Source organism: Edaphobacter sp. 12200R-103 (assembly GCF_010093025.1).
Classification (GTDB): domain Bacteria; phylum Acidobacteriota; class Terriglobia; order Terriglobales; family Acidobacteriaceae; genus Edaphobacter.
Genome location: NZ_CP048114.1, coordinates 877208 through 888956 on the forward strand (window position 1 = coordinate 877208; position 11749 = coordinate 888956).

At 57.0% G+C, this 11749-nt stretch carries 9 protein-coding genes; 6 read left to right on the forward strand and 3 right to left on the reverse strand.

Features of this window, described 5'->3' with window-relative positions:
• Positions 1 to 2: 2 nt before the first annotated feature.
• The 4 genes from pstC to phoU are packed head-to-tail and all read left to right on the forward strand — an operon-like array spanning position 3 to position 3386.
• The gene (gene pstC, locus GWR55_RS03620) at positions 3 to 1058 is read left to right on the forward strand and encodes a phosphate ABC transporter permease subunit PstC (RefSeq protein ID WP_162401042.1); all 1056 of its coding nucleotides are present in this window, start codon (positions 3 to 5) and stop codon (positions 1056 to 1058) included.
• A complete protein-coding gene (pstA, locus tag GWR55_RS03625; protein ID WP_162401043.1) occupies positions 1058 to 1963 on the forward strand; it encodes a phosphate ABC transporter permease PstA in 906 nt (301 codons plus the stop codon). The genes pstC and pstA overlap by 1 nt, the downstream gene beginning before the upstream one ends.
• A complete protein-coding gene (pstB, locus tag GWR55_RS03630) occupies positions 1963 to 2721 on the forward strand; it encodes a phosphate ABC transporter ATP-binding protein PstB (RefSeq protein WP_162401044.1) in 759 nt (252 codons plus the stop codon). Before pstA ends, pstB begins: the two co-directional genes overlap by 1 nt.
• Positions 2721 to 3386, forward strand: coding sequence for a phosphate signaling complex protein PhoU (gene phoU, locus GWR55_RS03635; RefSeq protein ID WP_162401045.1), 666 nt, complete (start codon positions 2721 to 2723; stop codon positions 3384 to 3386). Before pstB ends, phoU begins: the two co-directional genes overlap by 1 nt.
• On the opposite strand, the gene GWR55_RS03640 is transcribed toward phoU, so the two are convergent.
• The gene (locus GWR55_RS03640) at positions 3383 to 6994 is read right to left on the reverse strand and encodes an exodeoxyribonuclease V subunit beta (protein WP_162401046.1); all 3612 of its coding nucleotides are present in this window, start codon (positions 6992 to 6994) and stop codon (positions 3383 to 3385) included. The two genes, phoU and GWR55_RS03640, sit on opposite strands and share 4 nt — an antisense overlap.
• Positions 6960 to 9683, reverse strand: coding sequence for a PD-(D/E)XK nuclease family protein (locus GWR55_RS03645; RefSeq protein WP_162401047.1), 2724 nt, complete (start codon positions 9681 to 9683; stop codon positions 6960 to 6962). The genes GWR55_RS03640 and GWR55_RS03645 overlap by 35 nt, the downstream gene beginning before the upstream one ends.
• A 107-nt stretch (positions 9684 to 9790) precedes the next feature.
• On the opposite strand from GWR55_RS03645, the gene GWR55_RS03650 reads away from it, so the two are divergent.
• On the forward strand, positions 9791 to 10696 hold the full coding sequence (locus tag GWR55_RS03650) for an SCO family protein (RefSeq protein ID WP_238398622.1): 906 nt from the start codon (positions 9791 to 9793) through the stop codon (positions 10694 to 10696).
• An 11-nt stretch (positions 10697 to 10707) separates the two neighbouring features.
• Here the strand turns inward: GWR55_RS03650 and GWR55_RS03655 are convergent, their stop codons facing one another.
• Entirely contained in the window at positions 10708 to 11151 is a 444-nt protein-coding gene (locus tag GWR55_RS03655) for a CBS domain-containing protein (protein ID WP_162401049.1), read from the reverse strand.
• Between the two features lie 198 nt (positions 11152 to 11349).
• On the opposite strand from GWR55_RS03655, the gene GWR55_RS03660 reads away from it, so the two are divergent.
• A complete protein-coding gene (locus tag GWR55_RS03660) occupies positions 11350 to 11724 on the forward strand; it encodes a hypothetical protein (RefSeq protein ID WP_162401050.1) in 375 nt (124 codons plus the stop codon).
• Positions 11725 to 11749 lie beyond the last annotated feature (25 nt).

An 11749-nucleotide genomic window follows, 5' to 3' on the forward strand; every position in this document is an offset into this window, starting at 1 on the left:
GCATGAATATTCCTAAAGAACACGATGCGCCGTTGCCAGCCGAAGGTTTATCTGCCCCGGCAGGAGCCGCGGAAGAGAGATTCTCTTCGTCGGTGCAGGCTCCATCCGTCATTCGAAGTTTTCTGAATTCCAGGGGAAGCGGACGTGTTGCCGATGCCAGTTTCGGCACACTGATGCTGATCTGCGCCTGCACGATCTTTGTGATCGTGCTGTTCATCTTGTGGATACTGGTTCAAAACTCACATTTGAGTCTTTCGGCATTTGGCTGGAAGTTCTTCATCCGCGAAGCCTGGGATCCTGTATCCGGGGACTTCGGTGCCCTTCCGTTCATCTACGGCACTCTGATGACTTCTTTCCTTGCGCTGTTGATGGCGGTTCCCCTGGCGCTCGGTGTAGCAATCTTTCTGACAGAGCTTTGTCCGCGGCCTTTACGTGCTCCGATTTCGTTTCTGACGGAGTTGCTGGCTGCTATCCCCAGTGTGGTCTATGGCCTTTGGGCTGTATTTGTGCTGGTGCCGCTGATGCGGGATACTCTTGGCCCGTTTCTGGTGAATACGTTCGGCTGGACGGGATTGTTTGACGGACCGAACTTTGGCGTTGGTATGCTGACTGCCAGCATCATCCTTGCCATCATGATCCTGCCAATTATCTCGTCGCTGACGCGAGACATTATGGGTGCGGTGCCGAACAGCCAGCGCGAGGCTGTACTCGCCCTTGGTGCTACCCGCTGGGAGATGATCCGCATCGCCGTTCTAAGAAACTCGAGGATCGGTATTGTGGGTGCCGTGATGCTTGGGTTGGGACGAGCGCTCGGGGAGACAATGGCCGTAACGATGGTGATCGGGAATCATCCTGACATCAGCAAGAGTCTGTTTGCTCCCGGAATTACGCTGGCCAGCGTCATCGCTAATGAGTTCTCTGAAGCGACTGGCAATCTTTATTACAGTGCGCTGATTGAGATCGGCCTTGCGCTGTTCCTCGTCACGATTGTGGTGAATGCCATCGCGCGTCTGATGGTGTGGGCTGTCACACGCGGCGCACCTTCGAGGGTCTCCTGATGAGCACACGATCTGTACCAACAGGCCCTCTGTCTGAACCGTTGAAGCCATCACGGGTTAATGTGGTCAGACGGCAGGCCGCCGATTACATTGTTAGCGCCCTGGCAATTCTCGCAACGTTGCTGGTACTTGCCCCACTGGCGGCCATCCTTTTTTATCTGGTGTACAAAGGAGCTTCATCGCTCAATATTGCATTTTTTACGCGTATTCCCGCTCCTGTCGGCGAAGAAGGCGGCGGTATGGCGAACGCGATTTTCGGGTCAGGAGTTATTCTCGGCCTGGCGAGTCTGATGGGGATTCCGATTGGAATTGCTTCGGGCGTATATCTCTCCGAGTTTGGCCAGGGTAGGGCGCTGGGGAATGCCATCCGCTTTACAGCCGATGTTCTCAACGGCGTTCCGTCGATCGTGATGGGCATTGCCATTTACTCGCTGGTGGTGAAGCCGCAGCATCACTACTCAGCGTTGGCCGGCGGAATCGCGCTTGCCATCATGATGATTCCGACGGTGACGCGCACAACTGAAGAGATGCTGGCTACGGTTCCGCACGCGATTCGCGAGGCGGCCCTCGGGCTTGGAGTGCCGAAGTGGCGGACAGCGATCTCCGTAAGCCTGCGCACGGCTTCCCCCGGCATCATTACCGGCTGCATGCTGGCGTTTGCACGCGTGGCCGGAGAGACGGCGCCTCTGTTGTTCACGGCATTTGGAAATCAGTTCTGGAGCTTCAAGCTGAATGAGCCGATTGCGGCTCTGCCACTGCAGATTTTTGTCTACGCGATATCGCCTTACGACGAGTGGCACAGGCTGGCATGGGCGGGGGCCCTGGTGCTGATTGTTCTAATCATGGTCTCGGTGACGCTGGTCCGCGTGGTTACAAGCCGCGGCATGCTCAAGGGAGGAAGTTAGTGGGAGTCGGAATTCTAGTTGAAAACCTGAACGCCTGGTATGGATCGACCCATACGCTGCAGGATATTAACCTGCACATTCCGGCCAATCACGCTACTGCTCTCATCGGTCCTTCCGGCTGCGGTAAATCGACCTTCGTTCGCTGCCTGAACCGCATGCACGAGACCAATCCCATTGCGCGTGCAACAGGAACGGTGAAGATGGGCGATGTGGATGTCTATCGAGACGCCTCTCCTGTGGAGATTCGCCGCCGCGTGGGCATGGTCTTCCAGAGGCCGAATCCGTTCCCCACGATGTCGATCTACGACAACGTGATCAGTGGCCTCAAGCTCAATGGCTTTCGCAACCGCCGCGTACTTGACGAGACGGTTGAGCGCTCGCTGCGACAAGCTGCGCTGTGGGAAGAGGTGAAGGACGATTTGAAAAAGAAGTCAGGAGCATCGCTCTCTGGAGGTCAGCAGCAGCGTATGTGTATCGCGCGCGCATTGGCTGTCGACCCGGAGGTACTTCTGATGGATGAGCCGGCTTCGGCCCTGGATCCGGTCTCCACGTCCAAGATTGAGGATTTAATCTTCCAGTTGAAGACCCAGTACACGATCGTGATTGTCACTCACAACATGCAGCAGGCTGCTCGTGTGGCGGAGAATACAGGCTTCTTTCTGAACGGCAAGCTGGTGGAGTTTGATTCGACCCACAAGATCTTCACGAATCCCCGCGACAAGCGTACAGAGGACTACATCACAGGGAGGTTTGGCTGATGCGCGTCAAGTTCCATCAGAGCCTCGACGAGTTGAAAGAGAAGCTTCTGATGATGGCAGGGATGGCGGAACAGGCGATCCAGCGATCGATCGAGGCTTATCGTACGCGAGACCTGAGCATCTGCGAACTGGTGCTGCGGTCCGAACCGGCGATCAATCGTCTTGAGCGGGAGATTGACCAGATGGCGCTTGATCTTCTGGCCATGGAGCAGCCCATGGCCATCGATCTGCGGTTTATCCTCTCGGTCATTCGCATCAATGCGGACCTGGAGCGAGTAGGCGATCAAGCCGTGAACATCGCCCTGCGTGTGCGGGAGATGGGAGCTTTCGCAAACATCGATCTTCCCGTCGATATTCCGAAGCTGGCGGAATTGGCTTCGGCAATGGTGCGTAAGGCTCTGCAAGCCTTTATTGAAGGCGATGCCGAGATGGCTGAGTCCGTGTTCCACATGGACGACCAGGTCGATAAGATGAACGATGCTGCCTACTATGCCCTGAGCAGTCTGATTAAGGAGCAGCCGGAGCTTACGCCGCAATCGCTGAATGCGCTGATCATTGCGCGCAATCTGGAACGGGTGGGAGATCACGCCACCAATATCGCCGAGGACGTGATCTTCTGGGTGCGAGGCGCGGACGTTCGCCATGTAGGGGCGGTTCAACCCTAAACATCTGGCATTGTCCACCAACGGAAGGCCGGAATCATTGGGTAGTAGAGACCTAGCCGGATGAATGCTGCACTCCTGCCTGCGAGTATCGTCTTTCCGTACGTCTCCAGTTGAGCCGCATATTTCTCCTGTTCGTGGGAGAGGAATTTTTCGACATCGGCATCTCTGCAGGGCGTGGTCTTGTAGTCCACGACCCACGTGCAGGAGTCTCCGGGGATGAACGGCTCCGGTCCGGCGCGAAAGACCCTGTCGAGGCGGAGATTTGTAATGTCTTCCTGCCATGAGGTGAGAGCCTGCTCGCTGAAGGCCTGCATGTGCGAGCCCAGGATCCAAAGCCCGACAGGGTCGCGTAGCGCAGAGGTAAGGGCTGCTTTGACCTGCCCGGAGAGTTGGCCTGCGATCTGAGGGGATAGACCATAGCTGTGCAGGACCTTCGCAATGCGCGGATTCCATGTGCCAACCTGCAGGAGTAGATCCTGGGGCACGCAACCTGCGGCGATTTCCTCGGCGAGGAGTTCCATGAAGGCATGGACCGCGGTTCCCAGGGCGCGGGCATCGAATGGGCCTTCCGGTCGCTTGAAGGCTGCAGCAGCCGAAGATGTGGCGGCCGGTTTCCATGAGATGACGGCCCGGAGCTGTGCTCCTGGCGAGACGTTCAGTGGAAGGCGATGAAGAATCGAGCGCCTCGGTTCATCGGCTTCTGCAGCAAGACTTGTCAGAATGGCACCGTCGCTCTCTGGCTGAGGGAATGGAATGACAGGGGTTGTCGAAGATTCTGAGCCTGCCTGCACAAAGTGTCGTTCGGCGGCTGGCCAGGCTGCCTGCAGCAGGCTGCCGATGTTGCACTTGATGCCGCCGTCTTTTTTCTGCTCGGGAGAGGCAAAGAGGTGTAGCTCTTCTCGCGCGCGTGTGCATGCAACATAGAAGAGCCTGCGGGCCTCCGCTTGTTCGCGAACATTCTGAATGCTGTTGAGCCACTTGTTGAGCGCCTCGGAACTTTCGCCCTTTCCCGCGATGGGAGCCAGTAAAACCGATGCTGCGTGCTCTGCTGTGCCCGTGATCTCATTCCATGTGAGCAGGCGAGCTGTGCTGATGCCGCTTTTTCTTTCGAGAGAAGGGATAAGCACCAGATCCCACTCCAATCCTTTCGCTCCATGGATTGTCATCAGATCCACAGCGCCGGGGGTGGCCGGCGTTTCTGCGTGCAGCGAGGAGATTCGGGTGTCAAGCTCGGAAAGGTCGACGGCGCCGTGCCGCTCAAGATCGTCCAGCAGGGTGAAGTACATTCTGGCGTTGGTACGCTGCTCGCGGGTAAGCGAAAGATCGCCTCCAAGAGATCGCCAGGTGCGTTCTACAAGCTGCGACAGGGAAATGCGAAGGCGCTGTGCGAACGCGGTCTGCAGAACAGGCCAAATGCGCATCAGCCTCTGGCAAGAATCCTCGCTGAGATCCTGCCCTCTGCTTACGATTAGTTCCTCGATCGATTTACGGAAGAGAGCCGGATCATCTTTTCCCGCGAGCAGGTGCAACTCCGCGAGTTCAAGTCCACACCACGGCGCCCTGAGCACAGCCAGCCAGGCGACGCGGTCTGCGGGATGCAGAAGAGCGCGCGTAAGCGCATAGAGGTCCAGGACCTCGGGGCGCTCTTTGAGGTATTCGATTTTGACGGCGCGGTAGGGAATGGGTGGCGTCCCCCGCTCGCGCTTCAGCTCAGCGGCAATCTCCGTAAGGTGGGCGCGATTGCGGACGAGTACGGCGATCTTTTCCGGCTCTCTCCCTTCTGCCGAAGCTCGGGCGTGCCACTGGTCGATGATGGCTCTGACCTGCAGGGCTTCGCGCTGTGCCTGTCGCCGCCGCGCGATCTTCCGGTCCTCCTTCTTCAGATCGGACGGCAGGGATTGTGTGTGCCAGACAACCTTTTGTGACTCAGAGGATCGTCCTCGCACCGGATGAGCAGCGACGTACGGAACCTCATCCGGGCGATCTTCGCTTACATCCTTGGGAAACAGGCGGGAGAAGTCCTCGTTGAAGGAATGCACCAGCAACTCCTGTGAGCGAAAATTGGCGGTGAGATATAAGCGCCCAAGAGAGATGCCGCCAAGCTGCTGCTGCTGCATGGTTTGAATGAATCGTTCTACACGCGCCTGCCGAAAGAGATAAATAGATTGTTTGGGATCACCCACAAGGAAGATCGTCTGGCTGTGCCCATCCCAACCCTGGGTCAGGAGTTGGATCAGGTCATACTGACTGGTAGAGGTGTCCTGCATCTCATCGACGAGCAAATGTTGCAGTTGCGTTCCCATGGAGGCATCGAGCCCCACTCCCTCATTTCGCAGAGCAGAGCGTGCTACGAGGCTCGGCTCAATAAAGTCGCACTCTTCCTGTTCTGCGAAGACGATCTGCAACTCAGCCAATGCGCGATACAGAATACGGAAAAGCGCTTTCGCCATGCGCCACTGACTCTGCGGATATTGGGGTGGCGGCAGTGTCGAAAGTTTTTTCAGAGCGTCACAGAGTTCCTGGTGCGGTGCAAGCTGCTCCAGGATTCCTTTGAGTTGCTTTCCGTGATCCTTCTCGATATCAAATTTAACGTGTTGTCTGCTGGTACTTGAACGCCATCCGCTCGAGGTGACCAGAAGATGAGCCAGCGCCCTCCAGTGCGCAAGATCCTCAGCGGTTTCTCCTGGGGCATGATGGAGTCGTGCACAGATTGCGATAGGAGATTTTTCCCCCTTGTATCCATCGCGGTTGCCCATCTCTGCAGCAAGCGTTGATATCTCGTGCAGCAGGGGCGCAGGAAAGAGCCTTGCGATACGGGAGAGCTCCTGGCAGATGACGTGGACAAGCGTCCGCTCAATCTGAGGAAGGACCTCGCGATCGAGATAATCCTCTTCGAGCATCTCCTTTCCCAGAGGGACCAGGCGGCCCCACTGATCGCGAAGACTCAGCATCTCTGCAAGCAAGTTGCGGACCTGTGACAAATTGCCGTCGCGATGAAGCAGGACCGTGCGGAGCGCGTCATTGAGAGCGTCATCCTCGCCGCCTAGTTGCAGGAGGGTCCGTTCTGCGGCCTTGCGATAAAGCGCGGAGGCATCCTCGACAGGAGTGAGCGAAGCGCTGCCGGAGAGAACAGGAAGGCTGCGGCTGATCTCCGAACAGATAGAATCGATAGTCCGGATGTTGAATCGGCGGGGATGGTCCAGGAGGTCCCATCCGAACATTCGGTCCCGGTCGAGTACAGCGAGAGCCAATTCACGGCTGTGGCGCTCGAACTCCTGAAGTCCAGCCGTCGGCTCTTTTGCCTGCTGTAGCTGTTCCAATACGCGATCGCGTATCTCGCCTGCGGCCTTTACGGTAAAGGTGATGGCGAGGACCTGTTCTGGTTGCTCTACCGATGGAAGGGCGAGCAGCTTAAGATACCGTTGGATGAGCAACCCGGTCTTACCTGATCCTGCGGGCGCTTCCACGATCCATGATCGTGTCACGTCGAGCGCTTGTCCGCGCTCCAGGTGATCAGGTGGGTGAGCCGATGCGGTTTCAGTTTCCACGGACTCGGAGGGAAATGCGAAGAGATCACCCATTTCCAGAGCCGGCTGGCGTTTCTTCATCAAGGTCCTCATCAAAAGCTGCCGGATTCAACCGGCACAAAATTCGTTGCGTACAGTGCTTGCAGGTCTCCGGATAATTCTTCGGATCGACCTCTGTGTTGCCGCTATAAAAGGCATGTGCCAGGTCTTCAAGTACCCGTTGCCATTCGTCCAGCTGCTCTTCGAAGGACAACTCCCGCTTCTTCTGCACGGGCTTCTTGGCCGTAATCTTCTGAGCGAAGCTCTCGAAGGCCATCTCGTTGCCTGCGCGTATCTGCGCGAATGCTATATCGACCAAGGGAGTGTCAGGCTGCGCTGCCCTGGTAACGACGGCATAGAGCGGAAGCTGAGGCTCATCGGGACGCTTGCCCTCCCAGTGCGCGGCCTTCGCTCCGCCAGTTTTATAGTCGAGGATGACTTCTCCCTCGTCTGTAACATCCACACGGTCTACCCGCAGGTTCAGCCGAAGCGGTCCGACCTGAACATCTCGCATCGTCGCTTCACTCTCTCTTACGACGAAAGGGGCTCGGCGCATCTCCAGTTCCAGCCACTGATCAAGCAACTTCATCAGGCGTTTTCGCTGCAGATCGATATATGCCCGTTCCCAGGAAGTGCGTGCTTTAGCAGCTTTCTGCAGCCCGTAGCCGATGGAGAGGCTAAGGGACGCCTCACGTTCCTCCTTCGACATTAATTTGAGAGCTGCCTGCGAGCCGACCTGCTTCCAGAAGTGTTCAAGGATGTGATGAAGAACGCTGCCGAGCTCTCTTGCGTCCAACCCAAGTTCAATCTTACGAAGCTCAGAGGATCCCAGCCGTTTCTCTGCAAAGGCACGAAAAGCGCACGCGGCCTGGAGCTTGACGATCTCAACTCCTCCTGAAGAGGCGAGTTCAGGTAATGGAGCGATGGGAAGTCGATCGGAGAATTCTTCAAGAGCGACGGGTTCTGCTTCAATATCCGGGGGCGCCAGAGATGCAAGCTCTATTTTCTGAAGATGGAGAGAACGAAGAAGAGGCGATGGCCTCTGAGTTCCGTCGGCCATGGCTTTCGGATAGCTGAAGATGACCTGCTGCGCGCTTGCAGCGAGGCGAGCCGTTATCTTCCGTGCGCGGGCATCTTCCGCTGTGGGATTCGCTCCAGGCAGTCCCAGCTCCCGTTGAAGTGGCCATGGGAGTAATGGGTTAACGGCACTTTTGATGGGCCAATTCAGGTCTCCGGCACCCATGAACCAGAGCGCGTCGAATGTACTGCCCGCAGCCTCGAGCGGACCCACCACCTGGACAGGCGCCTGATGCGATTCCGGAGCGAAGATCGTCTGCTGGAGCAGGCGGTCCAACGCGGCGAGCATCTGCAGAAAATTGACCTGCCTGCCATAAATATCAAGCGTCGCGAGCACGTCGAGTGTGCTCTCCCACTTTCGCCGCGTCTGGTATTCGACGCTGTCTTCTCCCGCGCTGCGGCCCCACCCTGCAGTCTGCAGCCAGGTACGCACGAAGTCAGCCCATGCGGCATAGCTTCGCAGTTCCTCTGTCGAGGGCAGAGAAGAATGTCGCATCGATACGATCGCACGGTTCAGCGTCTGCAGCTTTAATCGGTACGGCGATCTTGCAAGAAGATCAGCGAGCCATGGCAGAGATACCTGCGGACGAAGAAGCTTCGCCCTGCGCAACTCAGAGGCATCGAATGCTGCACGGTTGCTTTGCTCCGCCTCGCTCATGGCAAACAGTGGCGAGACAAGCAGAGCGCTTACCCGCTCCGATGGAAGGGGCGAGATGCACCAGGACAGCAGATCCAGCGCTGTTCGCACCATGGCGGTTTGGGCAAGGGGAACTCCCACGGAAAACTCATAGGGCGCTAGCCGGTTTGCGTTCTGGATGTCCTCAAGCTCCGGCGCGAGAATTTCGCGGAAGCGTCGGTCGATCTCATCGCGACGATCCTGGAGGGAAGCTGCGATTACGCCAACTCGGGCTTGCGGATTTTGTATAAGGAGATTTCGTATCCATCGCGCAGCAGCTGCGATCTCCTCCGCTTCATCCGAAGTCTCGACAAGGAGCCTCTGGCCGGGTTCGATGGAGAGATCCAGGATCTCAACGGCGCCTCCCGCGGCGGAGATTGCGGCGATCAGTTCGTTTTGCGCAGGGAGCATCTCATCGAAGCCGGCAAGAGCGATGGATGCAGCGGGCAGAAGTTTTTCTTCGATTGTGCCTCGAAGATTGTTCTCGAGCACAGCGCGTGAAAGATAGCGATTCGCCTGGCATTGCCGTTCAAACTCTCGTGCCCAACGCTGAAAGGCCTTTGTCTCAGGTGTGCCCCAGTTCTGACGCAGACGGTCAAGGGCATCGTGTTGCCCCAGAAGCCGCCATGCAGCTGCGGCCATCTCCGCCAGTGAATCGAACGAGCGCAGGCTCGGGGGAAGATTGGAATCCGCAGTGATGATCCCCAACCACAGTGCGTGCTCCTGCGCCGAATTGAGTAGAAGCTCGGAGACCTTGCCTCGAACCAGCAGTTGATTCCACAGCCGGGTAACCCATGTCTCCCACGGAAGAATCGCCGCCGTCTGCCAGCTGTCAAGTCCAGTCTCCCGGTTTCGCCTGTCGAATGCGTTCCTTAAGGTGCGGGCGGTACGCTGATTTGCAGTGATCACCGCGAGGCCGCGATCGAGTGCATCGGCGATGGACGAAGGAAGCTCCTCTAGAGGGGCGGTGGTACGCATACCCTTCAGGGTATACCCGCCTCCTGAGGAGAAGATCACTCACTGTCTGGAGACAGCGTACGATGATTTTCATCGGTAGACGTATCATCGATACAGGAGTCTGTATCGTGTCCAGGAAGCAAACTTTTCCTCTCTTGATCCTTCTGCTTGGCCTCTCCAGCGTCGCCTTCGTTGGTTGTCGCCAGACCTCTCCTCCATCGTCCATCCAGCAGGGCACAGCCAGGACATTTTCTCTGCGTGGAAAGGTAATCAGCACGGACGCTACCCATGTGACCCTTGCCCACGAGGCGATTCCTGGGTTCATGGAGGCGATGACGATGCCGTACAAGTTGAAGGATCCAAGCATCGTAAGCGAGCTGCATCCCGGCGATACCATCACGGCGACTCTTCACGTCATCCAGGATGAGGGCGGGTTTCACAATGCCGAGATCGATAACATTGTTATTGTTGCCCAGGCTCGTCCCGACTATAAGCCGGCAAAGCAGTACAACGTGCCGAAGGCAGGAGATGCCGTTCCCGATTTCAGCTTGCTGAATCAGAACGGGCACACCATTCATCTGGACCAGTTTCGCGGAAAGGTTCTCGTAGCGACGTTTATTTACACTCGTTGCCCGCTCGAGGACTACTGCCCGCGCATGACCCACAACTTTGCGCAGATCGACAGGACGCTTGCGAAGGATGCTACGCTCTATCAGAAGACGCACCTGGTCAGTATCAGTTTCGATCCCAAGTACGACACGCCTTCAGTACTGAAGAAGTATGGCCAGTCCAACATGGGCCCCGAGAGCAAGGGTTCCTTTGCTCACTGGGACTTTGCTGTTCCTCCGGCAAAGGAGCTCGATCAGGTACTTGAATTCTTCGGTGTAGGGGTTACACCCGGCGAGGATCAAACTCTGACTCATTCGCTCTCCACCGTGGTGATTGGAAGAGACGGCAAAATTGCTGCGTGGTATCCCTCGAACGATTGGAAGCCCGAGGAAGTTGTCGAAGCAATTAAGAAGGCTGCTGCTTGATAGATCAGCCGTCAGCGGCCGCAGATGTAGGCCTCAAGATGACGGATGGTCTCCTCCTGCTCGGAGATGATCCAGTTAACGAGGTCGCCGATGGAGACGATGCCGACGACTCTCTCGCCATCGAGCACCGGAAGATGCCGCACCCTGTTCCGGGTCATTACCAGCATGCAGTCCCCGACGGTGTGTTCGTGCGAAACGCACAGGGCCGGGGCGCCCATGATCTCCGAAGCCTCCGTATCTCGCGACGATCTTCCCTGCAGGATGACCTTCCGGGCATAGTCGCGTTCCGAGATCAGGCCGGCGAGCTGTTCGCCCCGCATGACGAGAAGAGCGCCAATTTCTTTCTCAGCCATGATCTCCATGCAGTGATAGACAGAGGTCTCCGGCGTTACAGACCAGATGCCTCGCTTCTTACCCTTGAGAACCGCGCTTACCGTTGTTGTTAGCTCGCTCATGGAGCCTCCTGACGGTGAACCCTGCCGGCGGTGAGGATTGTGCCTCCGGCAAGCCAGAAGATTAGCCCCAAAGAGCCGTCGTTGGCAAAGTGGAAAAACGGAGAAAGTGGGGCACGGAAAGAGCGTTGATTGGCAATCAGTTATCCTTGATATCGCTCACCCTGGTTAAGGTTCTACTGAACAAAGGAGTTTAGATCCATGGCGAAGATGACGATCGGATTCGGGGTTCTCCTGATCCTGGTAGCAGTAATCGGTTTTGTCTCAACGGGCAGCACTCATCCAACGGCCCTGATTCCGGCCATCTTTGGAGTTCTCTTCATCATCTTCGGTCTGTTTGCGAACACTCCGGATGCGAAGAAAAGAATGCTGTGGATGCATATCTCGGTTACCGTAGGCCTGTTGGGCTTCCTGAGCACCATCATGGCCGACGTTCAAGCAATCAAGATGTCGCATGGCGCGGTCTATCCCCATCCGGCGGCGGTTCTTGAAAAGGCTGCCATGTCTCTGATCTGCCTGATCTATGTCCTGTTCTGCATCCGGTCCTTCATCAACGCCCGTGTGAGGGGTGCGTAAGGAGACTCCGGGCGCCTTGCCTTTA